The following is a 17,765-nucleotide window of genomic DNA, read 5'->3' as shown; positions in this document are numbered from 1 at the left end:
TAGATTCCGCATAAAGGCCATGTCCGCCATGCCGGCGCGCACGATTGCTGCCGGCTCCGTTATCGCCAGCCCGGATATCGCCCGTTGGAAAGCCCTTGGAGGGGCTAAATCCAGCGATTTCCAGACTTTTGCAGAGCCTCGTACTGACGCCTTTTATGTGAGTCCTCACCGAGGCGAGTAATCACCTTATGTGGTATTCAATGATGTGCTGCAACACTAAATATAGTGTTAACGACACATTTTTTCCAGATCAGCATTTCTCACGCCAGACCCTGAAAAACGGCAAAAAACGACCGTTCCCGGTTGTTTGAACAACCAAGGCGCAATGCGCGAGAAAACTCACTGGGGACTGGAAACACCGGGCTCAAAACTTTTCCGGCAGTGCCTTCAACACAAGCACGGGTTCATAAAAGGCAAGTCGGCCTGAGTCGTCAAGGGTTCGTTTTTGTAGAATTTATGACCCACAACATCTTGTGTGCCGACTATGTGGATAACGGGGAGAAAACCAGACTTTTGAACAGGCTGGCAAAACCGAAAAAATATCAGGACATGAGGCCGATCGCATAAAAAATCAGCGCGGCCAGTCCGGCGGAGGCCGGAACGGTCGTCACCCATGCTGCGACGATGGTCGTGACATGCGCCCTGCGCACCAGCTTGCGACGAACTATTTCCTCGCCGGACATGGTCTGTTCTTCTTCATCGACAGGCTGCTTCTCGGGCAGCGCACCGCGCTCAGCGCGCCAGCGGGCAGCCTTGCGCTCCATGTATGATTTCCGGCGCTTGGAGCGCGTGGTGTACCATTCGCGGAAGAAACCGACCCCGAAGATCGCGCCGACTGCAATGTGGGTGGAGCTTACCGGCAGGCCGAACCAGGATGCGACGATCACGGTAAGTGCTGCTGACAGCGCCACGCAGAAGGCGCGCATCGGATTCAGCCGGGTGATCTGTTCGCCCACCATACGGATCAGTTTGGGTCCGAAAAGCATCAGTCCGAGCGAAATGCCGACTGCGCCGATCACCATCACCCAAATCGGTATCTGAACGACGGCGTCCGCATCGTTCGTCTGCACGGCATGAACGATCGCGGCGAGGGGGCCGACCGCATTGGCAACATCGTTCGCGCCATGTGCAAAGGAAAGCAGTGCGGCAGATATGATCAGCGGGATACGGAAAAGCAGCCGAAGGGATTGGTTCCGGTTTTCAAGCCCTTCCGATTGACGGCGAACGTAATAGTTCGAAACCAGCCATATGATCGCGAAAGTGATAATACCGACCATCCAGACGTGCAACGTATCCAGATCGATGATGCGTTTCAGGCCCTTGATCGAAAGATAGGCTGCGAAACTGGAGGCCATCACTGCGATCAGCAACGGTATCCAGCGGCGCGCGGCAGCGATCTTGTCGTCCTGATAGATCACCGCCGATTTGATGAAGGCGAGAAACAGCGCCGCGATGACGCCGCCCAGTATCGGCGAAATGACCCAGCTCGACGCGATTGTCGCCATGGAGGACCAGTTCACCGCCGACACCCCGGCAGCGGCAATGCCTGCGCCGCCAACGCCGCCGACGACTGCGTGCGTGGTTGAGACCGGAGCGCCGATCCATGTCGCAAGATGCACCCAGAGCGCCGATGAGATCAGGGCGGCCAGCATCAGCCTTATGAACACTTCAGGATCGGCAATGGTGGCAGGTGATACGATGCCGCTCGAAATCGTATCGACGACGTCGCCACCGGCAATGAGAGCACCAGCACTCTCGAAAACCGCCGCGATCAGCAGTGCGCCGCCCATGGTGAGCGCCTTTGCGCCGACAGCCGGACCGACATTGTTGGCCACATCGTTTGCGCCGATGTTCAGCGCCATGTAGCCGCCGATGGCGGCGGCCACCACAATGATGACGACACGCGGCTCGTCGAACATGTAGATCGAGGCGAAAATCGCGATCAGTGCGAGGAAGAGCAGGGCCAGCCCAGGCGCGATCAGGGAGCGTGCGACAAAGATCGAGGCTTCCTCGACATGCGCAAGCTTGTCGAGATCCTTGTCGAGCGTATCCTTGCGAATGGGCGTGTCGGTCATCTGCTATCCCGGGATTGTTCCGGGAGCACTATTCAATCGACAAGTCAGGAACAAGTCTTAAGCCGAAAACAACCGCTTCAGGCCGCGAATTTCCGTGGATTGACGCCAAAACCGTAGATCAGCTCACCCAAATCAGGTTCGCGCACCAGTCCTGCTGCCTGTTCTACCAGAAACCAATGGCGGGTCCGCTTTTTGCGTTCGGGCCATTTGGAGGCGACATCGGTTACTTCCATCGGGAAGACGCGGACCTCGCAGCGCCATGCGACGCCGGAAGATTGCGCTTTTTCGTAAAAGTAGCTGCCGGCAGGTGCATGTTCCATCGAACCCGAAAGGCCAGCTTCTTCCGCAGCCTCGCGCGCTGCCGCTTCGGGCAGTTTCTCCGGGCCTTCCGGCCAGCCCTTGGGCAAGACCCAGCGACCGGTGCCGCGGCTGGTGATCAGCATGATCTCGATGCCCTTGTCGGTCTGCCGCCAAGGCAAAGCCGCCGCCTGCACCCTGCAAGGCATGCCACCGAAAAGGCGGCGGATCCGTTCATGGATGCGCTTGCGTGCTGTGTAGGGGGCCAACATGGTCGAGACGTGCCTTTCTGGATATTTGCCGACTTACATTTATTACGGTTAATTGTGTGTAATAAAAGTAAAAAATTCATAAAACCGCGCCGAAACCGAATCGACTCCAGCAGCGCCTCATATAGGAATGATTTCTTCGATTGCGAGTTTTTGCAATCGGTTTGTCGGACGGCGGGTTTCTAGCCCTGATGGTCGTCCGCGATCGGCTTCTGATAGGTGAAGCCCATATCCCAAGGGAAATAAATCCAGGTATCCTGCGAAACCTCGGTCACGAAAGTATCGACCAGCGGGCGGCCCTTGGGTTTTGCATAAACGGTTGCGAAATGCGCTTTGGGTAGCATTGCGCGTACGATTGCAGCGGTCTTTCCGGTGTCGGTCAAATCGTCGACGATCAGCACATCCTTGCCTTCGTCCGTCAGCAAAGCCGGTGTGATTTCCTTCAAAACCTGCATCTGACCCTGCGATGTGTAGTCGTGATAGGAAGCGACGCAGACGGATTCGATGACGCGAATGCCCAGTTCACGCGAAATGATCGCTGCCGGAACGAGCCCGCCACGCGTAATGCAGACGATTGCTTTCCACTGGCCGTTTACGCCTGCAAGACGCCAAGCGAGGGCGCGAGCGTCCCTGTGGAATTGATCCCAGGAGACGGGAAAGGCTTTTTCTGGAAGGGACATTTTGCGCACTCCGGCTTTGTCGCGCCGGAGGCGCAGGAATGCGCGCGGAATTAATCGAAAAGCGGGGCTTTTGGCAAGTCCCACCCTTCAAATGTACGAAATGATTTTGATTCCGGCTCTATCGGGACAGCAAAGTCGCGATCGGCATCGATTGCAGCACCGAACGCGTGGTACCGCCAAACAGGAACTGGCGGAACCATGAATGGGTGTATGCGCCAAGAACGAGAAGATCGGCGTCTGTCTCTGCGATCCGGCTTTTGATAACCTCTTCGACCGAACTTCCGTCCGTTTTTTCGGTAACGACGCTGACCTTTGCGCCATGACGCGTCAACGCAGCCGCAATCTCTGTGCCTGCGGTCGCGCTGTCTTCCTCGTAGGAATCCGGCGGATCGATCACGAGGATTTCCGTGCGCTCGGCGTTTTCTATGAAGGGCAGGGCGTCGAATGTCGCACGCGCCGCTTCCTTGCTGCCGTTCCACGCAATCAGCACTTTGCGGAACGTATGGAGCGTCGGACCGGCATGCGGCGTGATCAGCACAGGCCTGCCGGCGTCGAACAGAAGCGCATCGACGTCGATCGCCACGCCGGATTCGCCTTCCGGGTTGGCCTGCGCGACGAGCACCAGATCGGCGCTGCGCGCACTCGACACACCGGAAATGGCGCTGTCGCCGGAAAAGCTTTCAAGGCTGCGCCATTCGAAGGGAATGCCGGTTTCCTGCATGCGCGTGTTGAACACGGATTGAAGCCGGTCGGCCCGTTCCTTGTTGGCTTCCACTGTTATCTGCAGGAATTCCGTGTCGGGAAAACCGACCGCCGAAGTGTAAGGCATCGGCAGAGCTTCGGAGTGCAAGCCTATGACATGACTATCGAAATCGCCGGCCAGACCGATAGCGCAATCGAGTACACGCTCGACATCGTCATTGGTCTGAATGATGGCCAGAATGGTTTTGAACGGCATAGCTCACTTCCTTTGCTCGTCTGCAAAACACAATGTTGCAGCGATCGGTTTTGTTCCGTTATGCAGCCTTTTCAAGGCCCTCGACCATGGCGGCAACCTCGGCGCGCGCCGCTTCAAGCGCTTCCGCAGAGCGTGCACGAACCACAAGCTCGGTCCAGTAGGTGCCGTCCAGATGTTTCGGGTATGAACCGATGATCGTATCGGGGTGCGCTTTCTGGATGTCTCCCAATGGCCCGCCGATCGTTCCTTCGCCGAACGGGCAGTGAATTGTCGCCGAAAGGAGCTTCGTGCCGGTCTTCAAGGTCGGCACGACCGCATCCAGCATCGCCTGGAAAATCGTCGGAACGCCTGCCATGACATGCACATTCTCGACCCTGAAGCCGGGAGCCAGTGAAATCGGATTGTCTATATGCTCGGCGCCGCGGGGCATGCGCGCCATGCGCTTGCGCGCTTCGGTGAATTCCATGCCGCGCTTGGCATAGCTCGCTTCGAGCAGGGCATAGGCCTTCGCATCGTACTCGCAGGGAACGCCGAAAGCCTTGGATACCGAATCCGCGGTGATGTCGTCATGGGTCGGTCCGATGCCGCCGGTCGTGAAAACATAGGTGTATTTTTTGCGCACCGCGTTCAGCGCATCGACGATCTCGTCTTCCTCGTCCGGTACGATACGCACTTCCTTGAGGTCGATGCCTATGGCGGTCATGATGTCGGCCAGATGGCCGATGTTTTTGTCCTTTGTCCTTCCAGAGAGGATTTCGTCACCAATAACGATCATTGCTGCAGTGATGATGTCGGCCATCGCAAACTCTCCAGAAACCAGACGTTTGAAATAGACCGGAGCCGCGCACGCGGCAATGGTATTCGTTTTGTGAACGATCTGTCTGCAAGTGCATTGTTTCCAATGAACGATAACAGCCCTAGATGGTTGTTACGAACCAAATAATTTCAAAAGGAACGGCAAATGGCGAAAGTTCTTGTGCTTTATTATTCGAGCTGGGGTCACACCGAGCAGATGGCGAAATCCGCGGCCGAAGGCGCTCGCGAAGGCGGTGCGGAAGTTTCCATCAAGCGCGTCCCCGAACTCGTTCCCCAGGAAGTCGCCAAGGCCGCTCATTACAAGCTCGACCAGGACGCGCCGATTGCCGATCCGCTTGAACTCGAAAATTACGATGCCATCATCGTTGCCACTTCAACCCGCTATGGCATGATGGCTTCGCAGATGAAGAATTTCTTCGACCAGACCGGCCCGCTCTGGGCAAAGGGTGCGCTCGTCAACAAGCTTGGTTCGGTCATGGTATCGACGGCTACCCAGCATGGTGGCCAGGAACTCGCGCTGATCTCCACGCAGTGGCAGCTTCAGCATCACGGCATGATCATCGTTCCGCTGTCCTATGCCTATCAGGGCCAGATGGGCAATGACGTTGTCCGTGGCGGCGCGCCTTACGGCATGACCACCACATCCGACAGCGACGGCTCACGTCAGCCGTCGGCACAGGAACTGGAAGGCGCAAAATTCCAGGGCAAGCGCGTTGCAGAGCTTGCAGTAAAGCTGCACGGCTAATTTTCATAACCAGTGTATTTTTTAATCGAAGCGGATCGTTGCAAAACGGTCCGCTTTTTTTGGCAAGCGGGCACGGATCGGGCGGCAGCTCTCGAGATATGATCTGTATTGACCCGCCAGGATTTCATAGCTAATTGAAGCTCCGTGCGGGACGACCCGCGCCGCTGATTACTATTCCGGGACGGCCCGGCCCACTCACAGGAGGGCCGGGCGATGGCCGGGCCAATCGAACAATTCGAGATCAGCAGGATCGTGCCGATTGAAATCGGCAGTATCGATCTGAGCATTACCAATTCTTCCCTCTACATGTTCGCGACGGTCGTTTTGGCGGCAGGTTTCCTGTTTTTCGCAACGTCGGGCCGCGGCCTTGTGCCGGGGCGTCTCCAGTCGTCTGCAGAACTGCTCTATGAGTTCATCGCCAAGACGCTTCGGGACAATGCCGGAGAAGAAGGAATGCGGTTTTTCCCGCTCGTCTTCTCCCTTTTCATGTTCGTGCTCGTCGCGAATATGATCGGCATGTTTCCCTATGCCTTCACGGTGACGAGCCATATCATCGTGACTTTCGCGCTTGCCATGCTGGTGTTTCTCACGGTCACGCTCTACGGCGCGTGGAGAAACGGGCTCAAATTCTTCCGGCTCTTCATGCCCGCAGGCGTGCCGCCGCTTCTTTCGCCCATTATCGTGCCGATCGAAGTGGTGTCTTATATTTCCCGCCCGGTAAGCCACTCTGTCCGTCTGTTCGCGGTGATGCTGGCCGGGCACATCACGTTGAAGGTCTTTGCGGGCTTCGTCGTATCTCTTGGTGGTCTTGGCACATTCGGCATCCTTGGGGCGATCTTTCCTCTATTGATGACGATCGCGCTGACCGCGCTTGAACTGCTGATGTGCGTGATCCAAGCTTACATTTTTACGATGCTGACTTGCATGTACCTCAACGATGCGTTGCATCCGGGGCACTGACTTTACATTTCACCAAACGAGGGGACGGCCTCTCATTATTCATGTTGAAACGTCCGAGACGGCTCGGCTTTGAAAGGAGGGCCATTCCATGGCCTGGATTTATCTCGTACTCGCTGGTTTGCTTGAAATCGTTTGGGCTTTCTACATGAAGAAGTCTTCGGGCTTCACCTTGCTTGTTCCCAGCGTCATCACCATTGTCACGATGATTGCGAGCTTCGCATTGCTGTCGATCTCCATGAGGTCGCTGCCGCTGGGAACCGCCTACACGATCTGGACAGGCATTGGTGCAGTCGGAGCGTTTACCCTGGGCGTTCTGGTGCTTGGAGAGGCCGCAACCCCGATGCGTATCGCTGCGGCGGCTCTGATTGTGAGCGGCATCGTGCTGATGAAACTTTCGAGCCCGATCGCATAAAGCGATTTGAATAAGCATCGGACCGAAAACCGAATTTCACTTTTCGGTCCGATGCTCTAAATTGACCCGATGAGTTTTGCCGCCGTTTTCAGTTCGCTTTTCACCGCAATCGTTCTCGTCGTGATTTTGATCGGCGGATATTTCCTGTTCGCCACGCGCCGCATCGCGTCGGAAGCCGAGCGGCTCGTGCCGGCGTCGGGCAAGTTCGTCACGGTCGATGGCAATCGTATCCACTATGTCGACGAAGGTGAGGGACCGCCGATCCTCTTCCTGCACGGGCTTGGCGCGCAGCTTCACCATTTCCGCTATCCGCTTTTCGAGAGTTTCGGCGCAGGCTACAGGCTGATTGCGCTGGATCGGCCAGGTTCCGGCTATTCGATCCGGGCGCGCGGTTCGACCGGCGGCCTTTCCGAGCAGGCACGGTTCATCCGGCGCTTTTGTGAGGAAACAGGCATCGAAAAGCCGCTCGTCGTCGGTCATTCGCTGGGCGGCGCAATCGCACTGGCACTGGCCGTCGAACATCCCGAAGCAATTTCGGGCGTGGTCCTGCTTTCGCCGCTCTCGCATATGTTTGAAGAAGTTCCGCCGGAGTTCAAGCCGCTCTACATCAAGAACGGTGCGAAACGCTGGCTCGTCTCGCATACGGTTGCCGTTCCGGCTTCGCTGAAGAATGCGGAAAAGACGCTGAATTTCGTGTTCGGACCCCAAGCGATCCCGAAAGATTATGCCATCAAGGGTGGCGGATATGCGGGGTTGAGGCCGAGCCATATTTTCGGAACCGCAAGCGATGTGGTGGCGGTAGAGCATGATCTTGGCCGGATCGAAGCGCGTTATGGCGAAATCGATATGCCTGTCGGCATCATGTTCGGCGGAAGCGACCGCGTTCTGGACCATAGAGTACATGGCAAAATGCTGGCCGAGACGATCCCGAATGCCGAGTTCGAATTGCTCGAAGGCGTTGGTCACATGCCGCAATACGCCGAAAAAACGCGTGTAATTGCGTTTATTCGGCGCTTTGCAGATCGTGTTTTCGGCAAAATCAGCGAAAAACTACCGGAAAACTCGTAGAGATTTCGCTTTTTAAGCTGTTTCCGTAGCCCATTTTTTCATGACGCTCGCGGAGCGCGCGAGTTGCGGCGGCGCATCGAATTTATGGCCGAGCGTTGCCGCTGCGCGCCACGGCCAGCGCGGATCGGCCAGCAAGGCGCGGGCAACTGCAACCATCTCGGATTTGCCAGATGTCACGATCTCGTTCGCCTGATGCGGATCATCGATCATGCCCACCGCTCGCGTCGGAATGCCAGCCTCGCGACTGACCTTTTCGGCAAGGTGAACCTGATAGCCGGGGCCGGTCGGGATTTTCTGAAGCGGGGAATTGCCTCCGCTCGAGCAGCAGATGTAGGAAAGCCCGGCTTCCTTGTAGGCGCGTGCGACCTCTACACCTTCCTCGACCGTCAGCCCGCCTTCGACCCAATCCGTAACGGAAATGCGTGCGCCGATCATCAGATCAGGTGCTGCCTTTGCCACTGCTTTTGCGACGGCAACAGGAAAGCGCATGCGGTTTTCCAACGATCCGCCAAACCGATCCGTACGCTTGTTCGAAAGCGGCGAGATGAATTGGTGCAGAAGATAGCCATGCGCGGAATGAAGTTCGATGAAATCGTAACCGACACGCGCGGCACGTTTTGCGGCTTCGGCGAAACGCTCGACCATCGCCTCGATTTCTTCTTCCGAAAGCGCATGCGGCGTCTGCCAGCCATCGTCATAAGCGACAGCCGACGCCGAAACGATTGGCCAGGGGTCCTGATCGGCAGTCAGCGGTCCGCCGCCTTCCCATGGGCGCTGGTTCGAGGCCTTGCGCCCGGCATGGGCAAGCTGAACGCCGAATTTCGTTCCCGGAATGGCGACGCGCTTGGCCGCGTCCAGCGTACGTTTCGCAGCGTCTTCATTGGCGTCGGAATAGAGGCCGAGGCAGCCGTGCGAGATGCGTCCGCGCCGTTCGACATCGGTCATTTCGACGGTGATCATGCCCGCTCCGGACATGGCGAGGTTCATCCAATGCTGCAAATGCCACTCCGTCGCCGAGCCATCATCGGCCGAGTATTGGCACATCGGGGCGACTGCTATGCGGTTCGGGAGTTCGAGATTGCCTAATTTAATGGGAGAAAACAGATCGGTCATGAAATCTCGGCCTTTTGCAAAGGTGTGTGCTGAGGTGCGGCCCGGATGGCCTGCGAATGACACATATGGTGCGGACGGCGGGACTTGAACCCGCAAGACCAGAGGTCGACAGATTTTAAGTCTGTTGCGTATACCGATTTCGCCACGTCCGCGAGCGATCAGAGCTTCCTGACGGAATCATATGACGGCTCTAACCCTTTGTTTTGTCGCATGATCGCATCCAAAAAGTCTGCAATTTTTTGCGATCACGCGGTCGCTTTTCAACTGTGCGGCATGTTTGGTCAATAGTTCGCGATCAATCTTCCTCGACGAACACCTCGTCGCGCTTCTTTCTGACGCTTGGCAGGAAAACGACGATCAGCACAGCAAGCGCGATGAAAAGCAGGGTCGCACTTATGGGCCGGCTGATGAAAGTCATCGGATCGCCGCGCGACAGGATCATGGCGCGGCGGAGGTTTTCTTCAAGAAGCGGACCAAGAACGAAGCCGAGGAGCAAAGGCGCGGGCTCGCAGCGAAGCTTGGTCAGCACGTAGCCGATAAAGCCGAAGAAGGCGACGGCATAGAGGTCGTAGACATTGGAATTGACGCTGTAGACGCCGATTGCGCAGAACGCCATGATGATCGGGAACAACATGTAATACGGGATCGTCAGCAGCTTCACCCAAAGCCCGATCAGCGGCAGGTTGAGCACGATCAGCATCAGATTGCCGATCCACATCGAGGCGATGATGCCCCAGAAAAGAGCGGGTTGTTCGACCGCGACGTTGGGTCCGGGCACGATGCCCTGAATGATCATTGCGCCGATCATCAGCGCCATGACCGGATTTGCCGGAATTCCGAGCGTCAGAAGCGGAATGAAAGAGGTCTGTGCGCCTGCATTGTTTGCCGATTCCGGTCCTGCGACGCCTGCAATGGCACCTTTACCGAATTCTTCCGGGTGTTTGGAAACGCGTTTTTCAACCGTGTAGGAGGCGAATGAGGCAAGGATCGCGCCGCCACCGGGCAGAATGCCAAGCACGGAACCAAGTGCCGTGCCGCGCAGGATCGGCCCTGCCATTTGCTTGAAATCGTCCTTGGTCGGCATGAGACCGCTGACTTTCGACATCAGGACCGAGCGTCCGCTCTCGTTTTCGAGATTGCGCAGGATTTCAGCCACGCCGAAAATGCCGACAGCGACCGCGACGAAATTCAGCCCGTCGGCATATTCCCGGATTCCAAGCGTGAAGCGGGGTGTGCCCGTGTAAATATCGGTGCCGACGAGGCCCAGAAGCAGGCCAAGCACGAGCATCGCCAGCGCCTTGATGACCGAGCCGTGCGCAAGTGCGACCGAGGACACCAAGCCCACGACCATCAGCGAGAAATACTCGGCGGCACCGAATTTCAGCGCAATCAGCGTCAGCGGCGGTGCGAAAATGGCAACCAGGAAGGTCGAAACGGTTCCGGCGAAGAACGAACCGATCGCGGCGGTGGCAAGTGCTACGCCCGCACGACCTTTTCGGGCCATCTGGTAGCCGTCGATGGCCGTTACGGCGGATGAGGATTCGCCCGGCATGTTGATCAGAATTGCCGTGGTCGAGCCGCCATATTGCGCGCCGTAATAGATGCCGGCCAGCATGATGAGCGAGGATACAGGCTCAAGCTGGAAGGTGATCGGCAAAAGCATGGCGATGGTCGCTGTCGCGCCAATGCCCGGCAGAACGCCGATCAACGTTCCCAGCAGAACGCCGATGAGACAGAAAAACAGATTCCATAGCGTGGAGGCGGTCGAGAAACCGAGCGCCAGATTGTCAAAGAGTTCCATCGCCTAAAACCTCACCCAAGGGCCGAAGCGCTGGAAGGGCAGCCCTAGCGCATAGCTGAAGACGACTACGGAGAAAATTGTCAGGCCGGCGACGAGCAAGAGGGCTACTCCGGGCTTCATGCGGCTGCTGGCGAAGGCCGCGATCAGGCCGGTGAAGAAAATTGCCGGAACGAAGCCAAGGCCGCGCACGGTCAGACCGAAGAAGATCGGCGCGAACAGGATGAATGCCATTCCGCGCCAGGCAATATGGCCGATCGGCTCCCCCTCGACGCGCAATGCCTGCACGAAGATGACGATGCCGAGGATGATCATGATGCAGGCGAGGACGAGTGGGAAATAGCCCGGTCCCATGCGGAACGCCGTGCCGATTTCCAGATCGAGCGATTGCATCAGGAAAAACAGGCCAGCCCCGACGAAAATGGCTCCGCAAAGCCCGTTTGAGGGGTCGATGGAGTAGGATTTCATGCCGTATCTACCTGTTTAGCGGTCAAGTTGTGACTAGCGGCCATGTTGTGCGTCCTTCGACAAGCTCAGGATGAGGAAGGTTCGTGCCTGTTAGTGCGTCCTTCGAGGCTCGCTTTGCTCGCACCTCAGGATGAGGGAGGTGGGCAAGGACGAAGGCGTTGTAGAGTCGAAAAGACTGAGTTCGAACGCACTTCATCTGACTTTTGACCGCAACTTTCCTCATCCTGAGGTGCGAGCAAAGCGAGCCTCGAAGGACGCACCGGATTGCTCCGATGCGTCTCGAATTATCAGTCGGCGTATTGGCCTGCGGCCTCGATCACGGGCTTCCAGCGTGCGATCTCGCTTTCAAGCTTTGCCTTGAGCGCGGCAGGCGTTGCATCTGCCTCGGACGAGGGCACAGTGCCGAGTTCGGCGAAGCGAGCGATGACGTTCTCATCCTTCAGGGCCACCTGAAGCGACTTTGAAAGGCGTTCGGTCACTTCGGCAGGGGTGCCTTTGGGGGCGTAGATGCCGTGCCAGATGCCGACCTGGAAGTCCGCCAGTCCGCCTTCGACGGCAGTCGGTACGTCCGGCAGGACGTCCAGCCGCTCGGCAGAGGTTACGGCGTAGGCCTTGATCGTGCCGCCCTGAATCTGCTTGGTTGTGTTGGTGGTCTGGTCGCACATGATGTCGACCTGCCCGCCCAGAAGGTCGGTCATTGCCGGACCTGTGCCCTTATAAGGGACGGTGACTAGCGGTGTTTCGATGGCGCTCATGAACAGCATGCCGCAAAGGTGCGATGCCGCGCCGATACCGGCATTGGCGACCGTTACCGTGTCCTTGTTGGCCTTGGCGTATTCGACGAGGCCCTTAAGATCGGTCGGTTCAAGGTCTTTGCGGGCGACGATGGTCATCGGAACGTCGGTAACGAGACCGACATATTCGAAATCGTTCAGCGTGTCATAGGCGAGCTTGCGGTAGAGCGTGGCGCTGGTCGCCATGCCGATGTGATGCAGCAGAAGCGTGTAACCGTCCGGGTCGGACTGCGCGACGCGGCCTGCACCGAGCGTTCCACCGGCGCCGCCGACATTTTCGACGATGACCTGCTGCCCGAGATCCTTCGACATTGCTTCGGCGACAAGGCGCGTGACCGTGTCGGTCGGACCGCCTGCCGCAAACGGCACGACAACTGTGATGTTACGTTCAGGATAGGTCTGTGCGTTCGCTGCAAAAGAAATGGACGCAGCAATCGTTGCGGCAGCCAGAGCTGCGACAAATTTCTTCATGAAGTCCTCCCATGGGCAGATTTGCCCGACTTATGTAGATCGGCCTGTCCGGCCGGTTCCTCCTCGTTCCTCAAGCTTTGCCGAAACAAAGCGCGAGGGCAGGCGATCATGCAAATGGACATGACTTTCGGTGTCAAGCGCAATACGACAATGGAATGATTGCGCAGACGACAAAACTGCGAATGAGACGTTTTGAAAGGCCTGAGAAATTGGGCAAGGCTGTATAAAAATTTGTATTGGAGCGATGACATGCCGGTAAGCGAAAACGGTTTCAACAAGCCTGCATCCTGGACGGACTCCGTCACCCGGCTGGTGGATGTGGCGACCGGGCGCAAACCGGCCGATCTTGTGGTTCGCAACGGGCGCTGGGTGAACGTCCATTCGGGCGAGGTCATACCGGCGACCGACATCGCAATCGTTGCAGGGCGGTTCGCCTATTGCGGGCCGGATGCCAGCCATGCCATCGGCGAAGGAACAAAGGTCGTGGATGCCGGCGGGCGCTATCTCGTGCCCGGACTTTGCGATGCGCATATGCATGTCGAAAGCGGCATGGTGACGGTAACGGAATTTGCGCGCGCCGTCATTCCGCACGGCACGACATCCATGTTCATCGACCCGCACGAGATTGCCAATGTGCTTGGTCTCGAAGGCGTTCGGCTGATGCATGACGAGGCGCTGGCCATGCCGATCAATGTGCATGTGCAGATGCCGTCCTGCGTGCCTTCCGCGCCGGGGCTGGAAAATGCCGGCGCGCAACTGACCGCTGCCGATGTTGCGGAGGCCATGACATGGCCGAATATCATCGGTCTGGGCGAGGTCATGAATTTTCCCGGTGTAGCGGCAAACGATCCGGTGATGGTTGGCGGCATCGCGGAAACGGTGAAGGCCGGAAAGACGGTTGGCGGACACTATGCATCGCCCGATCTCGGCCTGCCGTTTCATGGTTATGTGGCGGGCGGACCGGAAGATGACCATGAAGGCACGCGCGCCGAGGATGCGATTGCACGCGTCCGGCAGGGCATGAAGGCGATGCTTCGGCTGGGTTCCGCCTGGTACGATGTGGCCTCGCAGATCAAGGCTGTGACGGAGCAGGGCATCGATCCGCGCAACTTCATTCTGTGTACCGATGACAGCCATTCCGGAACGCTGGTGCGCGACGGGCATATGGACCGGGTGGTGCGCCATGCCATCGCGCAGGGGCTGAAGCCCATTACGGCCATCCAGATGGCGACGATCAACACGGCACAGCATTTCCGGCTGGAGCGGGAAATCGGGTCCATCGCGCCGGGGCGTCTGGCGGATTTCCTGATAGTTTCGGATCTGGCCGAAATGAAGATCGACGAGGTTTATGCGCGCGGCAACAGGCTGGCGAAGGGCGGTAAGCTCGAACTGGACATTCCGGCATATGATTATCCAGCCAGCGCAAAGAACACCGTAAAGCTCGGCAAAAACCTGACGGCGAAGGACTTCGACATTCCCGCACCCAAGGGGGCCAATGAGGTCAAGGTTCGGGTGATCGGGGTCATTGAAAATCAGGCGCCGACCAAGGCATTGGAAGCGTCTCTGCCGGTCGAAAACGAACTGGTTTCGATGGACCGCGAAAACGACGTCTGCCAGATCGCGCTTGTCGAGCGCCATCGCGGCACGGGCGGCGTGACCAACGCTTTCGTTTCAGGCTTCGGCTATCTGAAGAATTGCGCCATGGCCTCGACCGTTGCGCATGACAGCCATCACATGATCGTCGTCGGCACGAACAAGGCAGACATGGCGCTGGCCGCAAACAGGCTGGGCGAGGTCGGCGGCGGCGTGGTGCTGATTTCCGATGGCAAGGAGCTTGCGCTTGTCGAGATGCCGATTGCAGGCCTGATGTCGGATGAGCGTGCTGAGACGGTTGCGGAAAAGGCCGACAGGCTGACCGATGCGATGCGCGAAATGGGCTGCGATCTCAACAATGCCTACATGCAGCACTCGCTGCTGGCGCTTGTCGTCATCCCGGAACTGCGCATCTCGGATGTCGGCCTGATCGATGTGACGAAGTTCGAGAAGGTCGATCTTTTCGTATAGAGCAACCGGGCGGGTTACGGCCCGCCGACCGCTATGCGCAGCACTTCGATCGGTGTCGTTATGACGATCTCGGCCGCCGATGTGATGGTCTGGCCGATGCCGGTTCCCAGTTGGCCGATGCGGTCGGTTACCTGGCGGTCGTTTACGCCGAACGAATCGTCTTCGGCCAGGCGTTCGCCGAGCATGCGGATGAGGACGGGATTATCGGCGAATTTCGTGTGGTTCAGCGAGTCACCGGCCTCGACATTGCTCAGATCGACGACAGTCACGCCAAGCTTGGCGATTTCGGCTGCATCCTTGTAGCCGCCAAGGCGAGGGCGGTTGCCGGCGATGATGCTCGAAAGTTCAAGCGCGCGGTCGTCGCTTGAGAGAAACAGGTAAAACGGCTTATTCGGTATGCCGTAGCGATGCATCTGGCTCTTGAACACATCCACGTCGATGTCCGGTGACGCAAGCACGACATCACCCAGCTTGCCGTTCAAATCCTTGTCGTTGGTAATCGCGAGCTGGCGCAAGGCTTCCATCGTGACCCAGTTGCCCATGGAATGCGCGATGATGTCGATGCGTGTTGCACCCGACGCCGCCACCAGACGCAATGTTTCCTCAAGTGCGTCGCGCGCGGCGCTCGCGCTGTTCGTGTCGTAGACATAGTCGACCGTGCGCCCCCCCGAAGCCCAGGAAAACAGGATCGGCGTTCCGGCATAGCCGCTGTCATGGGCGATCTGTGTCAGGCGATATACCGCGCTGTCGAACTGCGTGCGGTAGCCATGAACGAACACAAGAGCACGGCCGCCGCGCTTGGCGATGTCGGCTTTCAAATCCTTGGTGAACGGCGTGGCGCCCTTATAGGCGGAGACTTCGTTTGCAAGGAAATACTTGGCGGGATCTGCGGGCTGGTTGCGCTTGCGGAGTTCGATCGAGCCGGGCCTGTGGATGCCGGGAACAGTCATATCGACCTTGGCGAAGCTGATGTCGGGCGACCGCTGGCCGGAAAAGACCAGACGGTAGTCATCGGCCTTGGCGCGGGTGGTCGCGACGAAAATATCGTGCCTGCCTGCGATAGCGGACGCTGGAGCTTCGAGGATCGGGTTTGCAATCAGCTCATGCGTCTGCTGTCCGGCGCAACCAGCCAGAAAAAGTGCCAGCGCCAGAACGCGCAGTCCGGTCGAAAACAGCCGATTTGTCATCAAGACGCCTTGCAGGTCACGATGTCCCTTGACCGTTCTCTAGCTGCTGATCGGGCGCTGGTCCAGCCATGGATGCCCAACACGGTCAGCGTCCCCAGAAGTGTGGCGTGAAGATCACTAGCACCGCAAGGATTTCCAACCGGCCAAGAAGCATTGCCGCCGAGCATATCCATTTTGCTGCGTCGGGCAGGGACGAAAAGTTTCCAAGAGGGCCGATGACCGGTCCGAGGCCCGGTCCGACATTGGTCAACGAGGTCAGCGCGCCGGTGACGGCGGTTATGAAGTCGAGGCCGGTCAAGCCGAGCAGAACACTGGTGATGATCCACAAAACAAGAAAGCACGCGATGAACAGGACGACTGCGCGCTGCATGTCGTCGGGTACGGTGCGGTCGCCGTAGCGAACGGGCAAAACCGTGTTCGGATAGATCAGGCGGCGCAAGCCGTTGGCGATCAGTTCGAAGACGATGAGAATACGGTACGCCTTGATGCCGCCGGTCGTGGAGCCCGAACAGCCGCCGAGGAAGGTCGCGAGGAATATGCAGAGAACCGCGAACGGCCCCCAAAGCGTGTAATCCTGGCTGGCGAAACCGGCGGTGGTGATGATCGACAGAAGATTGAAGGTGGATTGCGTGAGTGCTTCGAAGAACGGCACGCCGTCCGTCACGCGCAAATAGATTGCGACCGCGATCGCCAAAGCAATCGAATAGCCAGCGAAAACGCGTATCTGCGGATCGCGGATCGCATCGAAGCGTCCGCGAACGGCGAAGAGGATCATGATCGAGAACGGCAGTGCACCGATGAACATGAAGATGGAGCCGATCCAGAGGATAGCCGAATTGTTCGCATAGCGGATGAAGGATGTGTCATGGGTCGAAAAACCGCCGGTCGCAACCGTTGACATTGCGTGGTTGACGGCGTGGAAACCCTCCATGCCGGCAGCCGAATAGGCAATCGCGCAGGCAAAGACGAGCGCCGTGTAGATGCCGATCAGGCTCAATGTAAAGGTCTGGAAGCGCTCGAAGGGCCTGTCTTCAATGTCGGACGATTCGATCTTGAAGTAGGACACGCCGCCGATATTGAGAAACGGCAAAAGGAACAGGCCGAGCGCGATGACGCCCAGGCCGCCCATGAAGCTCAGAAGCGAACGCCACATCAAAAGGCCGGGTGGCGCGCTGTCCAGACTGGAGATGACGGTCGAGCCGGTGGTGGTGATGCCGGAAACGGATTCGAAAATCGCGTCCGTCAGGCTCATCTCCAGAGAAGAGGCGAGGAATGGCACGGTGCCTGCAATGGCCATCGTCAGCCACAGGAGATTGACCAGCAGGAAGCCGAAGCGGGTGTTGACCGGCGGAGGTCGGCCTTGCGTGGCCAGTGCCACGGCCAGCGCCAACCCGCCCATGAACACGGCAGAGAAGGCGAAGACCTTCCAGTCGTCATTGCCGTAATAAAGATCGACCGCTGCCGGAATGAGCATCGATATGGCGAGATAGATTGCGAAAATCGCGGCCACATGTGTCGCGGCTCGAATGGCTACCCTGTTCACCAGCGGACTCTGGACAATGCGACTTCCAACATTTTCCCGTCTGCGTT

16 protein-coding genes and 1 tRNA gene are annotated in these 17,765 nt (G+C 58.0%); 5 read left to right on the top strand and 12 right to left on the bottom strand.

Features of this window, described 5'->3' with window-relative positions; all coding sequences use genetic code 11:
- Window positions 1-542: 542 nt before the first annotated feature.
- From ABFT80_RS17140 to ABFT80_RS17120, 5 genes are all read right to left on the bottom strand, one after another.
- Window positions 543-2,075: an inorganic phosphate transporter gene (locus tag ABFT80_RS17140; RefSeq protein ID WP_347973137.1), complete on the bottom strand. Its 1,533-nt coding sequence runs from the start codon at window positions 2,073-2,075 to the stop codon at window positions 543-545.
- Between the two features lie 77 nt (window positions 2,076-2,152).
- Complete coding sequence (locus tag ABFT80_RS17135) at window positions 2,153-2,644, bottom strand: NUDIX hydrolase (protein WP_347973136.1); 492 nt, start codon at window positions 2,642-2,644, stop codon at window positions 2,153-2,155.
- Window positions 2,645-2,823: 179 nt separating this feature from the next.
- Window positions 2,824-3,321: a xanthine phosphoribosyltransferase gene (gpt, locus tag ABFT80_RS17130; RefSeq protein ID WP_347973135.1), complete on the bottom strand. Its 498-nt coding sequence runs from the start codon at window positions 3,319-3,321 to the stop codon at window positions 2,824-2,826.
- Window positions 3,322-3,439: 118 nt separating this feature from the next.
- Window positions 3,440-4,279 (bottom strand): universal stress protein, encoded by an 840-nt coding sequence (locus ABFT80_RS17125; RefSeq protein ID WP_347973134.1) that lies wholly within the window; start codon window positions 4,277-4,279, stop codon window positions 3,440-3,442.
- Window positions 4,280-4,337: 58 nt separating this feature from the next.
- A complete protein-coding gene (locus ABFT80_RS17120; protein WP_347973133.1) occupies window positions 4,338-5,078 on the bottom strand; it encodes a competence/damage-inducible protein A in 741 nt (246 codons plus the stop codon).
- A 162-nt stretch (window positions 5,079-5,240) separates the two neighbouring features.
- On the opposite strand from ABFT80_RS17120, the gene wrbA reads away from it, so the two are divergent.
- The 4 genes from wrbA to ABFT80_RS17100 all read left to right on the top strand — a co-directional run bounded on the left by wrbA (window position 5,241) and on the right by ABFT80_RS17100 (window position 8,280).
- Window positions 5,241-5,840 (top strand): NAD(P)H:quinone oxidoreductase type IV, encoded by a 600-nt coding sequence (gene wrbA / locus ABFT80_RS17115; RefSeq protein WP_347973132.1) that lies wholly within the window; start codon window positions 5,241-5,243, stop codon window positions 5,838-5,840.
- 213 nt (window positions 5,841-6,053) lie between these two features.
- Window positions 6,054-6,800 (top strand): F0F1 ATP synthase subunit A, encoded by a 747-nt coding sequence (locus ABFT80_RS17110; protein ID WP_347973131.1) that lies wholly within the window; start codon window positions 6,054-6,056, stop codon window positions 6,798-6,800.
- A gap of 88 nt (window positions 6,801-6,888) precedes the next feature.
- Complete coding sequence (locus ABFT80_RS17105; protein ID WP_347973130.1) at window positions 6,889-7,212, top strand: DMT family transporter; 324 nt, start codon at window positions 6,889-6,891, stop codon at window positions 7,210-7,212.
- A gap of 69 nt (window positions 7,213-7,281) precedes the next feature.
- Window positions 7,282-8,280, top strand: a complete 999-nt coding sequence (locus ABFT80_RS17100; RefSeq protein WP_347973129.1) for an alpha/beta fold hydrolase — start codon at window positions 7,282-7,284, stop codon at window positions 8,278-8,280.
- 12 nt (window positions 8,281-8,292) lie between these two features.
- Here ABFT80_RS17100 and ABFT80_RS17095 read toward each other — a convergent pair whose 3' ends face one another.
- From ABFT80_RS17095 to ABFT80_RS17075, 5 genes are all read right to left on the bottom strand, one after another.
- Window positions 8,293-9,393, bottom strand: a complete 1,101-nt coding sequence (locus ABFT80_RS17095; protein WP_347973128.1) for an NADH:flavin oxidoreductase/NADH oxidase — start codon at window positions 9,391-9,393, stop codon at window positions 8,293-8,295.
- 66 nt (window positions 9,394-9,459) lie between these two features.
- Window positions 9,460-9,545 (bottom strand) — tRNA-Leu (locus ABFT80_RS17090).
- Between the two features lie 143 nt (window positions 9,546-9,688).
- The gene (locus ABFT80_RS17085; protein WP_347973127.1) at window positions 9,689-11,194 is read right to left on the bottom strand and encodes a tripartite tricarboxylate transporter permease; all 1,506 of its coding nucleotides are present in this window, start codon (window positions 11,192-11,194) and stop codon (window positions 9,689-9,691) included.
- Window positions 11,195-11,197: 3 nt separating this feature from the next.
- Window positions 11,198-11,659 carry a tripartite tricarboxylate transporter TctB family protein gene (locus tag ABFT80_RS17080; RefSeq protein WP_347973126.1) on the bottom strand — a complete coding sequence of 154 codons (462 nt, stop codon included), beginning with the start codon at window positions 11,657-11,659 and terminating at the stop codon, window positions 11,198-11,200.
- A gap of 287 nt (window positions 11,660-11,946) precedes the next feature.
- The gene (locus ABFT80_RS17075; protein WP_347973125.1) at window positions 11,947-12,924 is read right to left on the bottom strand and encodes a tripartite tricarboxylate transporter substrate binding protein BugD; all 978 of its coding nucleotides are present in this window, start codon (window positions 12,922-12,924) and stop codon (window positions 11,947-11,949) included.
- Window positions 12,925-13,173: 249 nt separating this feature from the next.
- Between ABFT80_RS17075 and ade the strand changes: the two genes are divergently transcribed.
- Window positions 13,174-14,988, top strand: coding sequence for an adenine deaminase (gene ade / locus ABFT80_RS17070; protein ID WP_347973124.1), 1,815 nt, complete (start codon window positions 13,174-13,176; stop codon window positions 14,986-14,988).
- Window positions 14,989-15,002: 14 nt separating this feature from the next.
- On the opposite strand, the gene ABFT80_RS17065 is transcribed toward ade, so the two are convergent.
- Window positions 15,003-16,175, bottom strand: coding sequence for an alpha/beta hydrolase (locus ABFT80_RS17065; protein ID WP_347973123.1), 1,173 nt, complete (start codon window positions 16,173-16,175; stop codon window positions 15,003-15,005).
- An 85-nt stretch (window positions 16,176-16,260) separates the two neighbouring features.
- Window positions 16,261-17,718, bottom strand: coding sequence for a TrkH family potassium uptake protein (locus tag ABFT80_RS17060; protein ID WP_347973122.1), 1,458 nt, complete (start codon window positions 17,716-17,718; stop codon window positions 16,261-16,263).
- Window positions 17,719-17,765 lie beyond the last annotated feature (47 nt).

Source organism: Foliimonas ilicis, assembly GCF_039939195.1.
GTDB lineage: Bacteria > Pseudomonadota > Alphaproteobacteria > Rhizobiales > Rhizobiaceae > Foliimonas > Foliimonas ilicis.
The sequence above is the reverse complement of the archived record's forward strand: the minus strand, read 5'-3'. Positions and strand labels throughout refer to the sequence as shown.